The organism is Actinomadura sp. 1N219 (assembly GCF_044326405.1).
Classification (GTDB): domain Bacteria; phylum Actinomycetota; class Actinomycetes; order Streptosporangiales; family Streptosporangiaceae; genus Spirillospora.
The window spans coordinates 1,106,989-1,122,307 of sequence record NZ_JBIRAY010000001.1 but is presented as its reverse complement, the minus strand read 5'-3'; the positions used below and the strand labels follow the sequence as shown (position 1 = coordinate 1,122,307).

Sequence of the window (15,319 nt, the reverse complement as noted above, 5' to 3'; positions counted from 1 at the left end):
CAAAATGGACGGCAGCCCAGCCAATTGGAGGACCAGGACATGGCCGAACTCGTCACCGGCGAGGCCGTCGCGCTCGACATCAGGGTCGCGCGCCTGGCCAGCCGTGGCTGCGCCATACTGCTCGACCTGATCTTCCAGATGGTGCTGCTCAACATCGCCATCTACTTCACTGCCATGACGTCGCTCGTAGCGGACGAGGCGTGGACGATAGGGCTGACACTCCTCGCCGTCGTGACCGTCCTCGTGGGGTATCCGTGCGTGTTCGAGACGCTGTCGCGCGGACGGACGCTGGGCAAGATGGCCGTGGGCCTCCGCGTCGTCGCCGACGACGGCGGGCCCATCCGGTTCCGGCAGGCCCTCGTGCGCGCGCTGGCGGGCGTCATCGAGTTCTGGACGTTCTACGGCTCGCCCGCCCTGATCACCTCGTTCTGCAACCGGCGCGGGAAGCGGCTCGGCGACCTGTTCGCCGGGACGATCGTCATCCAGGAACGCGTCCCGACGTCGGCGTTCTTCGGGCCGGTGGCCGTGATGCCGCCGCAGCTGGCCTGGTGGGGCAGCTCGCTGGAGCTGTCGCAGCTGTCGGACGAGCTGGCGATGACGGCCCGGCAGTACCTGTCGCGCTTCTGGGAGCTGCTGCCGGACGTGCGCGACTCGCTGGGGCAGCGGATCGCGTCGCAGGTCGTCGCGGTGGTGAGCCCGCCTCCGCCGCCGGGCGTCCGGCCGGAGATCCTGCTGTCGGCCGTCCTGGCGGAGCGCCGCCACCGCGAGGAGCAGCGGCTCGCCCAGCGCCGCCACCGCCGCATGCAGCGCCTCGGCTGGACGGCCTGGGCCCCGGGGCCCGCCCCCGCGATGGCGATGGCAGGCCAGCCGCCGTCCGGACCGCCCCGGCAGGGGCCTCCGGCGCCGCCGCCGTTCAGCGCTCCCGTGCCGGGCCAGCCGCAGTTCCTTCCGCCGTCCGACTACGGCGCGGGGCCGTACCAGCAGGTCCTGAACGCGCCTCGTCCGCCCGCTCAGGGCCCGTACCCGTCCGGGGCCTACCCGGCCCCAGGTCCGGGCCCCAGCAGCCCGTATCCGCCTCCTGGGGCGGCGCCGCCCGGACCTCCGCCGCAGGGCCCGTACCCGCCCACCACCCGCTGACGCGCCGCCGGATCGGGCGACAGCGAGAACTCGGGAATGGGAACGGTCGTACATGATCTCCCCTGGTTCCCACATAACCTAGCCATCGGCAATTGTGGAACGGTTTAGGATAGCCTATCCTCAATTAGGTCAGGCAATCCTAATAATTGTCGGGCACCCTTCTATTAAAGGCCGCACTGGCGTCCCATAGAAGGCGTCACCTACCGAACGGTCAGTGAATACAACGCGACGGTCGGGGTGACCTGCGGGCCGGTCAGGGTTATCACAGCGCACCGTCGGTCCTCGGCGTTTCCACCTAGGACCTCCCCATCTGGCACTTGCGAATTGTCCGCCGGGGATTGCGCGGACGATCACCGCAGTCCACGCCATGAATTCGCTGCGTGAAGGAAGTTCAACTCGAATTTTCTATGCTGGCCGACCGCCGCCGGCCATGTCAGCGTTTGCGTTATGGAAGGTGACAGAGAGATCATCGGGCTGCTCAACGAGCAGCTCACCGCTGAACTGACGGCGATCAACCAGTACTTCCTGCACGGCAAGATGCAGCAGGACTGGGGCTACACACGCATCGCCGAACACACCCGCTCGGAATCCCTCGACGAGATGAAGCACGCCGAGCGGCTCACCGAGCGGATCCTTTTCCTGGAGGGGATGCCGAACTACCAGAAACTCAACCCGCTGCGGATCGGGCAGACCGTCCCCGAGCAACTGCGGTCGGACCTGGCCCTGGAAATGGAGAACGTGGCGCGGCTGCGGCCCGGCGTCGAACTGATGCGCTCGCGCGGCGACATCACCTCGGCCAGGATCTTCGAGGAGATCCTCGCCGACGAGGAAGAGCACGTCGATTACCTGGAGACCGAACTCGGCCTCATCGATTCCCTCGGCGAGCACAACTATCTGCAGCGCCTCACCGACGCGCCCGGAGAGGACGTCACCGAACCCGTCTGACCCTGAGCCAGTCTGTCCCCGAACCAGTCTGACTCCGAACCCCCGTGCGTACCGGGCGCTGAGGGTCGATTCGATTCCAGCCGGATGCCCTCAGCGGCCCGGTGCGCGCCAGAGAATTACAAGGAGCGGTCCCGTGACCGACACCGGAACAAGCAATGCCGACGACACGCTGGGCGACATAAGCGGCGGCCACCCGGCCGCTGCGGAACGGCTGGTGCTGCAGATGTGGCGGACGCCCGTCTACCAGGCCGACTGCGCCGGCGCCGCCGAGCACCTCCCGAACCTGCGAACGCTCATCCTGGAGGCGGAGGAGGCCGACAGGCGCAAGGCCGCGGACGGCGGCATCACCGTGATCAAGTCGTCCCAGACGCTGCTGTCCTGGAGCCATCCCTCGATCGACTGGCTGAGGCACCAGATCAGCGTCGCGGGGCAGTCGCTGGCCCACGCGGTGATGGGCGAGGCCGCCGACGAGATCGGCGACGACGACGTCCACGCCGAGGCGTGGGCGGTGGTCTGCCGGGCGGGCGACTCGCTGCGCCCGCACACCCGCCACGACTCGGCCTGGTCGGGCGTGCTGTCCGTCGCCGCCGAGCCGAGCGGCGACAGCGACGCCGGATACCTGCGGATGCTCGATCCGCGCCCCGCCGCCATGAGCCGGACGGCCTCCCCCGGACCGGTCAGCTACTCGCCGGTCCCCGGCCGGATGATCGCCTTCCCGGGCTGGCAGGCCCACTGGATGAGGGCGACCGCCGCCGACTCCCGGCTGCGGATCGCGATCGCCTGGAACATCGCCTACCACGAACGCTGGAGCCGAGTCTCATGACGATCACCACCACCCCCGTTCCCGTCCCCGCGCCCGTCGCCTCGTCCAGCCGTGGCAGGCGCGGCTGCGGCAATGCCGTGTCGCCCGTCCAGCAGCACTGGGGGACGCCCGTCGCGTTCGCCACGCTCGACCCCGCCGGGCTGCTGTCCCCGTCCGCCGCGGGCATCGGCGCCGAGGGGCCCGCGCTGGAGAGCCTGCCGCCCGGCGAGATCATCACCGACCTGGAGGCGGCCGCCGCGCAGTTCCACCGCTCGTTCGACGCGCTCGCGGACTCCTACGGGCCCGGCCTCGCGCCTCCCGTCGGCGGCGTCGCGATCGACGTCCAGGTCTGGCGGCACGGCTACGAACGTCCTGCCGCGGTGCATCCTGGCGACCTCGTCGCGTGGTGGGTGCTGGACGCCGCCCCCGCGGTCAACGGATCGGGCGCCATCGCCTTCGCCGACCCCCGTACCGGCTCTCCAAGGGCCGCCACGCCCGGACAGCCGTGGGGACGCAACCTGGTGGTCCGTCCCGTGCCGGGCGCGCACGTCGCCGTCCCCGGCTGGCTCGCTTCCTCTGTGGCGCCACTGGAACGCGGTCAGCACGTCCTGGTGGCCGTTGGTTCAAGCCTCCGGTGACCTACTGCGCTAGCCCAGCAGGTTGGGCGGAGACTCCAGGTCGGTGAGTTCGATGCCCGGAGCGGCGACAACCACGTCACCCGCCAGGTGGACGGTTTCAACTTCCCCTGTGGAGAGGTCCGTGACTTCGTACTGCGAGACCGGGAGCGGTTCCGTTTCGGTCTCATGCACGGACGTTCCCGCTAGCCGCCAGCGCCAATTGGTGGTGAGCGGCGAAAGGGAGGGACCGCTCAACTGGACGAGACGGACGTCAGTCTGCGCGTTCTCGTCCAACTCCAGTGAGCGGGCAACGGCAATGAGGAAACCAGGCGACTCCGCTAGGAAGCCGGACGCACGTTCGGCATGTTCGGTGCCCGTCTCTTCGGCGGCACGAACCCAGGCAACCTCGGGACCCGTGACGCCGCCCCGAACCCACCAGGTCGGGGTGACGAGTTCGACGCGGATCTGGCGCCACCGTGCGTCCACGACCAGATCCGTGCGGACGCCGTCCGGACGCTGGGACGTGTACCGCCAGCCGCCCGGGCCCGGCGCGCACTTGAAGCGCTCCTCAAGGCCCTCGCCCGCGTGCAGGTACGTCCCGGACGGCACGGCTCAGGACCCGAGACGCCAGGAGTGCAGATAGTCCTCCTGGTCCTGGGTGAGGCGGTCGATGGAGATGGACATCGACGCCAGCTTCAGGCGGGCGACCTCCGTGTCGATGTCCTTCGGGACGTCGTGGACGGCCGCGGACAGCGTCGAATGGGCCGTCGCGAGCCACGCGCACGTGAGGGCCTGGTCGGCGAACGACATGTCCATCACGGCGGCCGGATGGCCCTCGGCGGCCGCGAGGTTGACGAGGCGGCCCTCCGCGAGGAGGACGAGGCGCCGCCCGTCGGCCAGGACGTACTCGGCGGTCTGCGGACGGCTGCCGCTATGCACCTCGACCGCCATATCGCTCAGTGCGCGCACGTCGATCTCGACGTCGAAGTGCCCGGAGTTCGCAAGGATCGCGCCGTCCTTCATAACGGCGAGATGCTCCCCGTTAACGACATCACGGTTTCCCGTGACGGTGATGAAAACGTCGCCGTTCACGGCCGCCTCGGCCATGGGCTGGACGGCGAAACCCTGCAACGCTGCATCGAGCGCCTTCACAGGGTCGATTTCGGTGATGACGACCCGAGCCCCTAGTCCGCGAGCCCGTTCGGCCAGGCCGCGCCCACAGAAACCGAAGCCCGCGATGACGACCGTCTTGCCCGCTAGGAGCGTGTTGGTCGCGCGGATGATTCCGTCCAGGGTCGACTGGCCCGTGCCGTAGCGGTTGTCGAACATGTGCTTGGTGTCGGTGTCGTTCACCGCGACCATGGGAAAACGAAGCGCGCCTTCAAGCGCCATCTGATGCAGGCGGATGACACCGGTCGTCGTCTGCTCGCAGCCCGCCTTGACCGTGCCGAGCAGGTCGGTGCGGTCGATGTGCAGCGTGTTGACCAGGTCGCAACCGTCGTCCAGGACGAGGTCGGGCCCCGTCTCCAACGCCTGGTGAATATGCGCGTAATAACCCTCGCGGTCGGTGCCCGCGCGGGCGAACACCTCCGCGCCGTACTCCTGGACGAGCGCAGCCGCCGTGTCGTCCTGCGTCGACAGAGGATTGGACGCCGCGAGCGCGACACTCGCACCGCCCGCCTGGAGCGTCCGGATGAGTCCCGCCGTTTCGGTCGTGATGTGCATGCACGCGGCGACCTTCAGTCCGTCCAGAGGACGTTCGTCAGCGAACCGCTCCCGGATCTGGCGCAGCACGGGCATGCTCCGGTCAGCCCACTCGATCCGCTTGACGCCCTCATACGCCAGCGAAGCGTCCGCAATATCGCTCATCCACTCCCCTAAAAGGCGGCTGCCGGACGGGTCGGTACCCGTCCGGCAGCACCGGCATACCCACCTACCTCAGCCACCGCCGCAACCACGCAACGACCTCAATCGTCGCGATCGCGTGCGAAGCCAGTTTCGAGCGAAGCGAGAAACTGATCGCGCAGCGAGCCGCCAGGCGAGTCGGAGCGATGCTAGCGATCGCTCGCGTTTCTCGACGATGGAGGCCCGCCAGGGCCGAAGGAGGAGAGAAATGCAATGAACTCAGTAACGGTAGTGGTCCGGCTTGTAGGGGCCTTCGACGTGGACGCCGATGTAGGCGGCCTGCTCCTTGGTCAGCTCGGTGAGCTTGACGCCGAGCGCGTCGAGGTGGAGGCGGGCGACCTTCTCGTCCAGGTGCTTGGGCAGGACGTACACGCCGAGCGGGTACTCCTCGGTCTTGGTGAACAGCTCGATCTGCGCGATGACCTGGTTCGTGAACGAGTTGGACATCACGAACGACGGGTGGCCGGTGGCGCAGCCGAGGTTCATCAGGCGGCCCTCGGCCAGCACGATGATGGAGTGGCCGTCCGGGAAGCGCCACTCGGCGACCTGCGGCTTGACCTCGATCTTCTCGATGCCGGGCGTCTTGGCGAGGCCCGCCATGTCGATCTCGTTGTCGAAGTGCCCGATGTTGGACACGATCGCCTGGTGCTTCATCCGGGCCATGTGGGCGGCCGTGATGATGTTGAAGTTGCCGGTGGTGGTGACGAAGATGTCGGCGGTCTCGACGACGTCGTCCAGGGTGGTGACCTGGAAGCCGTCCATCGCGGCCTGCAGCGCGCAGATCGGGTCGATCTCGGTGACGATCACGCGGGCGCCCTGGCCGCGCAGCGCGTCGGCGCAGCCCTTGCCGACGTCGCCGTAGCCGCAGACGAGCGCGACCTTGCCGCCGATCAGCACGTCGGTGGCGCGGTTCAGGCCGTCGATCACGCTGTGCCGGCAGCCGTACTTGTTGTCGAACTTCGACTTGGTGACCGAGTCGTTGACGTTGATCGCCGGGAACTGGAGGGTGCCGGCCTTCGCCATCTCGTAGAGGCGGTGGACGCCGGTCGTGGTCTCCTCGGTGACGCCCTTGACGGCGGCGGCGGCCTCCGTCCAGCGGCCCGGCCTCTCCGCGATGGTGCGGCGGAGGGTGTCGAGGACGATGCCCAGCTCTTCGGGGTCGTCCTCGGTGGCGGTGGGGACGGCGCCCGCCTTCTCGTACTCGGCGCCCTTGTGGACGAGGAGGGTCGCGTCGCCGCCGTCGTCCAGGATCATGTTGGGGCCGGTGCCGTCCGGCCACTGCAGGGCCTGGTCGGTGCACCACCAGTACTCTTCGAGCGTCTCGCCCTTCCACGCGAACACCGGGACGCCCTTGAGGTCGTCCTTGGTGCCGTCCTTGCCGACGACGACCGCGGCGGCGGCGTGGTCCTGGGTGGAGAAGATGTTGCAGGACACCCAGCGGACGTCGGCGCCCAGCTCCACCAGCGTCTCGATCAGCACGGCGGTCTGGATCGTCATGTGCAGCGAGCCCATGATCTTGGCGCCGCGCAGCGGCTTGGCGGCGGAGTACTCCTCGCGCACCGCCATCAGGCCCGGCATCTCGTGCTCGGCGAGCCGGATCTCCCGGCGCCCGAAATCGGCCAGCGAAAGGTCGGCGACCTTGTAGTCCATGCTTTCGTTGCTCCTTGGTCCGCGGATGGCGGATGGCGGGTCGGTACGCAGGGAGTCTAAGCGCGGCGACGGGCCGCAGGCACGGTCGGACGCGACTTTCTGACACAAATTTGTCAGAATCAGCTCATGCGCATCACGGAGGCCGCACGGCGGCTCGGCACCTCGCCCCGCATGCTCCGCTACCGCGAGGCTCTCGGGCTGCTGCCCGTCACCCGGGAGGCGGCGCTGGCCAGGCGCGGCGGCGGCCACCGCAGGTTCGGCGACGCCGAGCTGCGGGCGGTCGCGCTCGCCCTCGCGCTGGAGAAGCGCTACGACATCGGCCCGGCGGAGCTGGCGTTCGGGCTGCGCGTCCTGGCCGAGCCGCAGGTGCAGGCGCACGTCCGTGAGCTGGGCGAACGCATCGGACGGCTGTCCGCGCCGCCGACCCGCGCGCTCGACTTCGAGAAGGAGAAGGCGATGCGCCTGCTCCGCCGCCGCTGACCCCGGGCCCGTGCCAGCCGGACCGGTGTCAGCCGGGGGCGTTCTCGCCTGGGACGACGACGCCGTACTCGTAGGCGAGCATGACCGCCTGGGCGCGGTCGCGCAGGCCGAGTTTGGTGAAGACGCGCGCCACGTGCGTCTTCACCGTGTGCTCGCTGACGACCAGGCGCGCCGCGATCTCGCCGTTGGACAGCCCGCCCGCGATCAGGACGAGCACCTCCGTCTCCCGCGCCGTCAGCGTGGACAGCTCCGACGGCGCCTGCGGCCTGTTGCGGCGCTGCTTGGTGAACTCGCGGACGAGGCGTCCGGTGACCTGCGGGGCGAGGAGGGAGTCGCCGCGCGCCACCACCCGGACGGCGGACACCAGCTCCTCGGCGGTGGCGTCCTTCAGCAGGAAGCCGCTGGCGCCGACGGCGAGCGCCTCGTAGACGTACTCGTCCACGTCGAACGTCGTCAGCACCAGCACCCGGACGTTCTCGGAGCCGGGGAGGGCGAGGATGCGCCGGGTGGCCTCGATGCCGTCCATGCCGGGCATCCGGATGTCCATGACGACGACGTCGGGACGGCTGCGCTCGGCGATCCGGACGGCCTCGCGCCCGTCGCCGGCCTCGCCGATGACGGTGATGTCGTCCTGCGCGGCGAGCAGGGCCGCGAACCCGGCCCGGACGATCGTCTGGTCGTCGACGATCAGCACGTTGATCACCGCTGCCGCCCCGCGGGCTCGGCGCTGAGGTCCATGACGTCGATGGCGTCGGTGACGGGGTCAGGCGCCGCCGGGAGGCGCCTCGGAGCCGTGTCCACGGGTGGTATTCCCTTCCCTCGTCAGCGGAAGCTCGGCCTCCACCAGGAACCCGCCCTGTTCGGCCGGGCCGGCGGAGAACCGCCCGCCCAGCATGGTCGCACGTTCCCGCATCCCGACGAGGCCATGTCCGCCACCCGACCCGTGTAGGCCACCCGGCCCCTGCGGTGCGCCCGGCCCTTGCGGGACGCCGGGCTCCGGGGTCTCCAGGCGGGTGTGTCCGGCGGCGTCCACGGACGTGGCCCCGGCGGGGTCGTCCAGCACGGCGGTACGGGACGCGGGGTCGTCGCGGTTCAGGACCCTGGTCTGGGACGGCCCTGGCCCGGACGCGCCGCTGTCGTGCACGCGGACCGCCAGCCGGTCGGGCATGAACGTCAGGTCGACGCGGACCCCGGCCCCCGGCGCGTGCCGCCGCGCGTTCGTCAGCGCCTCCTGGACGATCCGGTACGCCGACAGCTCCACCGTCGTCGACAGCAGGCGCGGGTCGCCGTGCACGGCCAGGTCGACGTGGCCGCCCGCGCCGCGGTGCTGCTCGATCAGGTCGGGCAGCCGGTCCAGGCGCGGCTGCGGGGAGTTGGCCGCGTCCGGTTCCGGTTTCGCGTCGGCGCGCAGCACGCTGAGCAGCCGCCGCATCTCCACCAGCGCCTCCCGCGCGGTCTTGGCGATCTCGGTGTAGCCGGCGCGGGCCTCGGGCGACAGGTTCTCCATCGTGTACGGGGCCGTCTCCGCCTGCACCGCGATCATGGAGACGGAGTGCGCGACGACGTCGTGCAGCTCGCGGGCGATGCGGGCCCGCTCCCGCATCACCGCCTGCTCCCGCTGCACGGCCGTGAGCCGGGTCAGCGTCTCGTTGGTCCGCTCGGCCGCCTTCGCCTCGGTCTTGCTGGCGGACTCCACAACACGGCGCGCGTCGCCGAGCCCGATGGCCGCCAGGACGGCGATGAAGACGGCCGGCCACGGGACGTCGTCCAGCGTCGAGGTGGCCAGGTAGACGACCGCGAGCGTGACCACGCTGCCGACCGCGAGGACACCGGTGGACTGGCGGGGCAGCTGCCGGCCCAGCGCGTACAGCGTGTACAGGGCCGCGAAGCCGGTGGTGACCAGCAGGATCTGCCCGGTGAGCAGGCTCGCCGCGACCGCGCCGAGAACAATGGCCGCGACCGGCCGCAGGTTCTCGCGCCGCCAGCCGAGCGGGAGCGTGGACGCGACCGCGAACCCGCCCGCGAGGCTGAGCGGCGTCTCGGCGCGCGGCGCCAGCTCGGCGAGCGCGGCGATGGTGAGGGCGAGCCCGGTCAGCGGCGCGAAGTACCAGGAGCCGACGACCTCCCGCCAGGTGTTGATCCAGCGGGGCAGCGGCGCGGTCGTCCCGGCCGGGACGGCGGAACCCGGCATGCCGGGCGGCGGATGCCGTGCCGCGCCGCCGTTCAGCCGCGCGACGAGGCGCACCGCCAGCGGGCGCAGCAGGGTGCCGATCCCCGTGAGGATCCACAGCAGCAGCTGGCCCACTCCCGCCACGATCCGGCCGGACAGCCGCCACGCGTGGTGCGCCACGGCAGGGCCGAATCCCGCGGGGCCGGGTCCGGTCGAGGGCTTGTCATCGGACGTCACGACTCAATACTGACCTCTGAGGCTTGCTCTCACCTCACCGCGCGGATGTATGCGGGCGGCGCGGCTCCGTCTGGAGTACCACCCGCTTTCCCTCCTTGAGGGGGACGTGCCGGAGACCGCCGCGAACGTAGTGTTCTAACCGTGACCGCGACGGCAGCGGCTCCGGCGTAGGGGGTTCGGGGCGGCTGCCGCGGTCACACCAGAACCGCCCGGTGTTCAGGGGTCCGGGCGGGGAGGCATGGGAAAGCACCTCGCCGGACGGCCGTGGTTCGCGCCTCTTAGGAGGCACTCGCCGGTCTTGCCTGGGCTGGGGTTGGCCGGCACAGCGGCGGCCGCCCGGCGAGGGGTCCCATGTTCCTCCGGCCCCGCGCGACCACGTCGCGCGGCGAGGCCGCCGCACACGTCGCGCACCTCACGCAGGGGTTCCGGAGCGTCGGTCAGTCTTTCTCCAGCTCCACGGACGTCGGGGACGCCGTGCCCGCGACGGGCTTGCGGGGGGCCTCGTCCAGCGCCGGCTCCAGGTAGATCAGCTTCGCCTCCGGGAACTGCGCCCGGATCTTGGCCTCGGCGGCGTCGATGCCGCGGGCCACGTCGGCGGCCGTGTGGTCGTGGTTGACAGCGATCTTGGCGGCGATCAGCAGCTCGTCCGGGCCCAGGTACTCCGTCCGCATGTGGATGAGATGGTCGACCTGCTCGACCGACTCCAGCGCTTCGACGATCTCCCGCTCGTGCTCGGGCGTGACGCCCTCGCCGATCAGCAGGCTCTTGGTCTCGATCGCCAGGATCGTCGCGACGACGGCGAGCAGCACGCCGATCGCCACGGTGCCGACGCCGTCCCACACGCCGTTGCCGGTCGCCACGGCCATCGAGACGCCGAACAGCGCGAGGAGCAGGCCGACGAGGGCGGCGAGGTCCTCCAGCAGGACGACGGGCAGCTCAGGGGCCTTGGCGCGGCGGATGAACGCCCACCAGCCCTGGTCGCCGCGGACCCGGTTCGACTCGACGATCGCGGTGCGGAACGAGAAGATCTCCATGATGATCGCGACGATCAGCACCCCGAACGCCCAGCCCGGCGACTTGACCTCCTCCGGGTGGTTGATCTTGTGCTGGCCCTCGTACAGCGAGAACACCGCGCCCACGGTGAACAGCACGACCGCGACGACGAACGCGTAGAAGTAGCGCTCGCGGGCGTAGCCGAACTGGTGCTGCTGCGTCCGCTCGCGCCTGGAGCGCTTGCCGCCGAGGAGCAGGAGCCCCTGGTTCCCCGAGTCCGCCATCGAGTGGATCGACTCGGCCAGCATCGACGACGAACCGGTGAACGCGAACGCGACCAGCTTCGACACTGCGATCCCGAGGTTGGCGGCCAGCGCGGCGACGATGGCCTTGGTTCCGCCCTCAGCACTCATCTCTAAGCAATCCTCGCTTTTAGCTCTTGAATGGCAGGCACCGGAGTGGGATCCACACCCAGCGCGATAGCCAAGTAAACCGTGACATAGTCAGCGAGCGCGATCAGAGTCGCGATTCGCTCCAGCGGATGCTCGCCCTCGGCCCCGATCTGGGTGACGGCCACGCCCCGGTCGCGGGCGATGTCGACGGACGCGTCGCACCGCTTGCGGACCTGCGGATGCTCCTCCACGTCCCGCATGAGGACGAGGTGCAGGCCGTGCTCGGGATCGTCCACCCGGTCGCGGAAGAAGTCGTCAGGGTCGGACGGCGACGACGACGGCGCCGATCGCGTGGCGCCGCGCCCGAAATGACCGTCGAACGCCATCACCTGGTTGTGGCCGGCCTCCGGGACCTCGCCGAAGACGCCCGGGTATTTGGCGTTCTCGTTGAGCTGGCAGCACAGCCGGTACGCCGCCGTCGCCGCCAGCGGGGACGCCCCCCACACCAGCGGGACGTCGCCCGCGAGGTCCAGCGCCATCCGCTTGGCCGGGTTGACGAACGGCTCGCTGGACGGACGGCACCGGTGTGCGACGTCCTCCAGCAGCGCGGCCGTCGATTCGAGGACCATCTCGGGCACGTCCGCCAGCCCCAGCGTGCGCGCCGCGAGGACCAGCGGGATCGTGAGGCCCCACAGCGTCGAACGCGGCTGCCCCACCGACCGCACCGGGACGAACACGCCGCGGCTTCTGTCGGACAGCTCCGCGAGCGGCGAATCCGGCCCGCCGACGAACAGGAGCCTGCATCCGCGGCGGGACGCCTCCGCGGCGACTTCGAGTGTCTCTTCGGTCTTCCCGGAGCAGGAGACCGCGATGACGAGGTCGGCGGCGCCCACCCAGCCGGGCAGCCGGTAGCCGCGCACCGTCGTCACCGGGACCGCGCAGCCCACGCCGCACACCGCGGCGAGGACGTCGCCTGAGATGCCCGAGCCGCCCATGCCGGCGATCACGATCGCGCGGGGCCTGCCGTCCTCGGCGAGACGGTCGATGCCCGCCTCCGCCGCGGCGCGCTGCGCTTCCCGCACCTGCGCCGCCGACGACGCGACCTGCCGCAGCATCCCCCCGGGATCGGCCGCCTCGGCCGCCGCGACGTCGTCCAGCCGGGAGGGATCGAGCCCCGAAATCACGGAGCGGGGGTCCTGGCCTCGTCGACCAGCAGGACGGGGATGTCGTCGCGGACGGGGTAGGCGTAGCGGCACGACCCGGTGCACGCCAGCTCCGCGGCCTCCTCGTCGGCGCGCAGGTCGCCGCCGCAGTTGGGGCAGGCGAGGATCTCCAGCAGCCAGGAGTCGAGCTTCAAGGTCATAGCAGCGTCACTTCTCCCTCTCGGTCACTTCTCCCGCCCCGGGTCGCTCTCCCCGCGGCCGGTCGTTCTCGCGAAGCCGTCACGTTCTCGCGAAGCCGTCACGTCCTCCGCCGGCCGGTCACTTCTTCCGTACCAGGGCGAGGACCTCGTCGCGGATCGCCGCCATGGTCGCGTCGTCGCCCGCCTCCGCGTTGAGGCGCAGCAGCGGCTCGGTGTTGGACGGCCGCAGGTTGAACCACCACCCGGCGGCGTCGTCGCTCACGGTGAGGCCGTCGAGCTCGTCGATCGCCGTCCCGGGGCGTCCGGCGAAGGCGGCGCGGACGTTCGCGGTGGCGGCGTCCTGGTCGGCGACCTCGCTGTTGATCTCGCCGGACGCGACGTAGCGCGTGTACTCGCCGAGCAGCTCGGACAGCGGCCCGTCCTGCTCCCCGAGCGCCGCGAGGACGTGGAGGGCGGCCAGCATGCCGGAGTCGGCGAACCAGAAGTCGCGGAAGTAGAAGTGCGCCGAGTGCTCGCCGCCGAACACCGCGCCCGTCTCCGCCATCGTCTGCTTGATGAACGAGTGCCCGACCCGCGTCCTGACCGGCGTCCCGCCCTGCTCGGAGACGATCTCCGGGACGGCCTTCGACGTGATCAGGTTGTGCACGATCGAGGAGCCGGGGTGCTTGGCCAGCTCCCGCGTCGCGACCAGCGCCGTGATCGCGGACGGGGCGACGATCTCGCCGCGCTCGTCCACGACGAAGCAGCGGTCGGCGTCGCCGTCGAACGCCAGCCCGATGTCGGCGCTCGTCTCGCGGACCTTGGCCTGGAGGTCGCGCAGGTTCGCCGGCTCGATCGGGTTGGCCTCGTGGTTGGGGAAGGTGCCGTCCAGCTCGAAGTACAGCGGCACCAGGTCGATCGGCAGGCCCTCGAACACGGACGGGACCGTGTGGCCGCCCATGCCGTTGCCCGCGTCCACGACGACCTTGAGCGGACGGATCGACGAGAGGTCGACCAGCGTCTTCAGATGGTCGGCGTAGCCCTTGAGGATGTCGCGCCGCGAGACCGTCCCCGGCTCGCCGCCGTAGGCCGGGACGCCGCTCTCGATCATGTCGCGGATCTCGGTGAGGCCGGTGTCGCGGCCGACCGGGCGGGCGCCCGAGCGGCACAGCTTCAGCCCGTTGTACTTCGCGGGGTTGTGGCTCGCGGTGAACATCGCGCCGGGCAGGTCGAGGCTGCCGCTGGCGTAGTAGAGCATGTCGGTGGAGCCGAGCCCGGCCTCGATCACGTCCGCGCCCTGGGACGTCGCGCCGCGCGCGAACGCCTCGGCCAGCGGCACCGACGACTCCCGCATGTCGTGGGCGGTGACGATCGCGTCCGCGCCCGTCACCCGCACGAACGCCGCGCCGGCCGCCTCGGCCGTCGCGGGGTCGAGTTCGTCCGGCACGACGCCGCGGATGTCGTACGCCTTGAAGATCTTGGCGAGGTCGCCCACTCCTGCTCCCTGTCCGCTGAGCCCTGTCCCAAAGAAACGGGGTTCACGAGCCTACCGGGAAGGGCGGACGGGCCCCGCCGCGACGCCGCCGAGCGGTCTCGGACGCGGGCCCGAAGATCACTCCTGGCCGGGCTGCGTCCCCGCGGGCTCCGAGCGCAGCACCCGCAGATGGCCGCGGCGGCCGACCTCCGTGCCCTGCCCGACCGGCTCGTGACCGGTTCCGGGGGCGGGCCGCGCGGCCTCGCGGACGGCGTCGGCGAGGGCCTCCAGGTCGTCCGCGCTCGGCTCGGTCTCCTCCTCGACGGGGAGCCGCACCAGTTCCCATCCCATCGGGGCGGTGAGCCGTTCCGAATGCTCCGCGCACAGGTCGTAGCAGTGCGGCTCGGCGTACGTGGCGAGCGGACCCAGCACCGCGGTGGAATCGCGGTAGACGTACGTGAGCGTGAACACTGCGGGCGCCTTGCAGGCGGTACGAGAGCAGGTGCGGACGGGGCTCACGATGGCTGACCGTACCTCCCTCCCACCGGCTCCGCCACCACCCGGCCGAACGTGTCGCCGTTACCGGTCGATTTCCGAGGTAACAACTACATTCCGTGTGGTCTCCAACTCTCACCGTGTGGCCACCGCACACGTGTTCGGCGAGGTGGAGAGGTACTCTTGTGGCGTGCGATCCCGTGTGGCAGGCGTACGGCGCCGCGATCGGCACGGCCGTGGCGTACGTGGTCCTCTGACGCCCCCGCAGGCTCCGATCTCACGCACCCGCGCGGAACGGTTCGACGACCTCGTCGAGGACGAGGTGCGGCGGCTCGGCAGCCGCTGGGGCCGCGAACTGGCCCGGGTGCGGTTCACCGTCGAGGAGGTTCCAAGCGTCGAGCCCGGGTTCGAGGGCCCGATTCCTCTCGGGCAGACCGTCCTCCAGCCCCCGCCCGCCACCGATCAAACGACGAGCTCTGCTCGGCTCATCGCTCCGGGTGAGGGCAAGCGGCCGGTGCGTATCACGGTGTTCCGGCGTCCCGTCGAGGCGCGGGCCAAGGGCGAGGCCGAGATGGCCCGGCTGATCCGCGACCTTCTGGTCGAGGAGGTCGCCGACCTCCTCGGGCTCTCCCCCGAATCCGTCGACCCCAGCTACGACTCGCCCGACGACTAGCCGGGGG

The 15,319-nt window shown here is 70.7% G+C and carries 16 protein-coding genes; 6 read left to right on the top strand and 10 right to left on the bottom strand.

Annotated elements, in window-relative coordinates:
* Nucleotides 1–39 precede the first annotated feature (39 nt).
* The 4 genes from ACH35V_RS05085 (at nt 40) to ACH35V_RS05070 (ending at nt 3,522) form a co-directional block, all read left to right on the top strand.
* Nucleotides 40–1,137: an RDD family protein gene (locus tag ACH35V_RS05085; protein WP_395970338.1), complete on the top strand. Its 1,098-nt coding sequence runs from the start codon at nt 40–42 to the stop codon at nt 1,135–1,137.
* Nucleotides 1,138–1,584: 447 nt separating this feature from the next.
* Nucleotides 1,585–2,082, top strand: a complete 498-nt coding sequence (bfr, locus tag ACH35V_RS05080; RefSeq protein WP_395970337.1) for a bacterioferritin — start codon at nt 1,585–1,587, stop codon at nt 2,080–2,082.
* A 133-nt stretch (nt 2,083–2,215) separates the two neighbouring features.
* Nucleotides 2,216–2,905, top strand: coding sequence for a putative 2OG-Fe(II) oxygenase (locus tag ACH35V_RS05075; RefSeq protein WP_395970336.1), 690 nt, complete (start codon nt 2,216–2,218; stop codon nt 2,903–2,905).
* Nucleotides 2,902–3,522, top strand: a complete 621-nt coding sequence (locus tag ACH35V_RS05070; protein WP_395970335.1) for a hypothetical protein — start codon at nt 2,902–2,904, stop codon at nt 3,520–3,522. Before ACH35V_RS05075 ends, ACH35V_RS05070 begins: the two co-directional genes overlap by 4 nt.
* A 9-nt stretch (nt 3,523–3,531) precedes the next feature.
* On the opposite strand, the gene ACH35V_RS05065 is transcribed toward ACH35V_RS05070, so the two are convergent.
* From ACH35V_RS05065 to ahcY (ACH35V_RS05055), 3 genes are all read right to left on the bottom strand, one after another.
* Complete coding sequence (locus tag ACH35V_RS05065; RefSeq protein WP_395970334.1) at nt 3,532–4,110, bottom strand: hypothetical protein; 579 nt, start codon at nt 4,108–4,110, stop codon at nt 3,532–3,534.
* A 3-nt stretch (nt 4,111–4,113) separates the two neighbouring features.
* Entirely contained in the window at nt 4,114–5,370 is a 1,257-nt protein-coding gene (gene ahcY, locus ACH35V_RS05060; protein ID WP_131966399.1) for an adenosylhomocysteinase, read from the bottom strand.
* 255 nt (nt 5,371–5,625) lie between these two features.
* On the bottom strand, nt 5,626–7,056 hold the full coding sequence (gene ahcY, locus ACH35V_RS05055; RefSeq protein WP_395970333.1) for an adenosylhomocysteinase: 1,431 nt from the start codon (nt 7,054–7,056) through the stop codon (nt 5,626–5,628).
* 126 nt (nt 7,057–7,182) lie between these two features.
* Here ahcY (ACH35V_RS05055) and ACH35V_RS05050 point away from each other — a divergent pair, with 126 nt between their 5' ends.
* A complete protein-coding gene (locus ACH35V_RS05050) occupies nt 7,183–7,536 on the top strand; it encodes a MerR family transcriptional regulator (protein ID WP_067905708.1) in 354 nt (117 codons plus the stop codon).
* 28 nt (nt 7,537–7,564) lie between these two features.
* On the opposite strand, the gene ACH35V_RS05045 is transcribed toward ACH35V_RS05050, so the two are convergent.
* From ACH35V_RS05045 to ACH35V_RS05015, 7 genes are all read right to left on the bottom strand, one after another.
* Nucleotides 7,565–8,239, bottom strand: a complete 675-nt coding sequence (locus ACH35V_RS05045; RefSeq protein ID WP_395970332.1) for a response regulator — start codon at nt 8,237–8,239, stop codon at nt 7,565–7,567.
* A 60-nt stretch (nt 8,240–8,299) separates the two neighbouring features.
* The gene (locus tag ACH35V_RS05040) at nt 8,300–9,943 is read right to left on the bottom strand and encodes a sensor histidine kinase (protein WP_395970331.1); all 1,644 of its coding nucleotides are present in this window, start codon (nt 9,941–9,943) and stop codon (nt 8,300–8,302) included.
* Between the two features lie 437 nt (nt 9,944–10,380).
* Entirely contained in the window at nt 10,381–11,349 is a 969-nt protein-coding gene (locus ACH35V_RS05035; protein ID WP_395970330.1) for a cation diffusion facilitator family transporter, read from the bottom strand.
* Nucleotides 11,350–11,351: 2 nt separating this feature from the next.
* Entirely contained in the window at nt 11,352–12,512 is a 1,161-nt protein-coding gene (locus ACH35V_RS05030; RefSeq protein ID WP_395970329.1) for an SIS domain-containing protein, read from the bottom strand.
* Nucleotides 12,509–12,691, bottom strand: coding sequence for a Trm112 family protein (locus ACH35V_RS05025; RefSeq protein ID WP_395970328.1), 183 nt, complete (start codon nt 12,689–12,691; stop codon nt 12,509–12,511). Before ACH35V_RS05025 ends, ACH35V_RS05030 begins: the two co-directional genes overlap by 4 nt.
* Nucleotides 12,692–12,809: 118 nt before the next feature.
* On the bottom strand, nt 12,810–14,165 hold the full coding sequence (locus ACH35V_RS05020) for a phosphomannomutase/phosphoglucomutase (protein WP_395970327.1): 1,356 nt from the start codon (nt 14,163–14,165) through the stop codon (nt 12,810–12,812).
* Between the two features lie 117 nt (nt 14,166–14,282).
* Nucleotides 14,283–14,663, bottom strand: coding sequence for a DUF3499 domain-containing protein (locus tag ACH35V_RS05015; protein WP_132173385.1), 381 nt, complete (start codon nt 14,661–14,663; stop codon nt 14,283–14,285).
* A 166-nt stretch (nt 14,664–14,829) separates the two neighbouring features.
* Between ACH35V_RS05015 and ACH35V_RS05010 the strand changes: the two genes are divergently transcribed.
* On the top strand, nt 14,830–15,312 hold the full coding sequence (locus tag ACH35V_RS05010; protein ID WP_395970326.1) for a metallopeptidase family protein: 483 nt from the start codon (nt 14,830–14,832) through the stop codon (nt 15,310–15,312).
* Nucleotides 15,313–15,319 lie beyond the last annotated feature (7 nt).

What these genes read in the sequence shown, in the direction of transcription:
- ahcY (WP_395970333.1), bottom strand. Translation starts at nt 7,056, where the DNA reads ATGGACTACAAGGTCGCCGACCTTTCGCTGGCCGATTTCGGGCGCCGG.
- ACH35V_RS05050 (WP_067905708.1), top strand. Translation starts at nt 7,183, where the DNA reads ATGCGCATCACGGAGGCCGCACGGCGGCTCGGCACCTCGCCCCGCATG.
- bfr (WP_395970337.1), top strand. Translation starts at nt 1,585, where the DNA reads ATGGAAGGTGACAGAGAGATCATCGGGCTGCTCAACGAGCAGCTCACC.
- ACH35V_RS05035 (WP_395970330.1), bottom strand. Translation starts at nt 11,349, where the DNA reads ATGAGTGCTGAGGGCGGAACCAAGGCCATCGTCGCCGCGCTGGCCGCC.
- ahcY (WP_131966399.1), bottom strand. Translation starts at nt 5,370, where the DNA reads ATGAGCGATATTGCGGACGCTTCGCTGGCGTATGAGGGCGTCAAGCGG.
- ACH35V_RS05085 (WP_395970338.1), top strand. Translation starts at nt 40, where the DNA reads ATGGCCGAACTCGTCACCGGCGAGGCCGTCGCGCTCGACATCAGGGTC.
- ACH35V_RS05025 (WP_395970328.1), bottom strand. Translation starts at nt 12,691, where the DNA reads ATGACCTTGAAGCTCGACTCCTGGCTGCTGGAGATCCTCGCCTGCCCC.
- ACH35V_RS05070 (WP_395970335.1), top strand. Translation starts at nt 2,902, where the DNA reads ATGACGATCACCACCACCCCCGTTCCCGTCCCCGCGCCCGTCGCCTCG.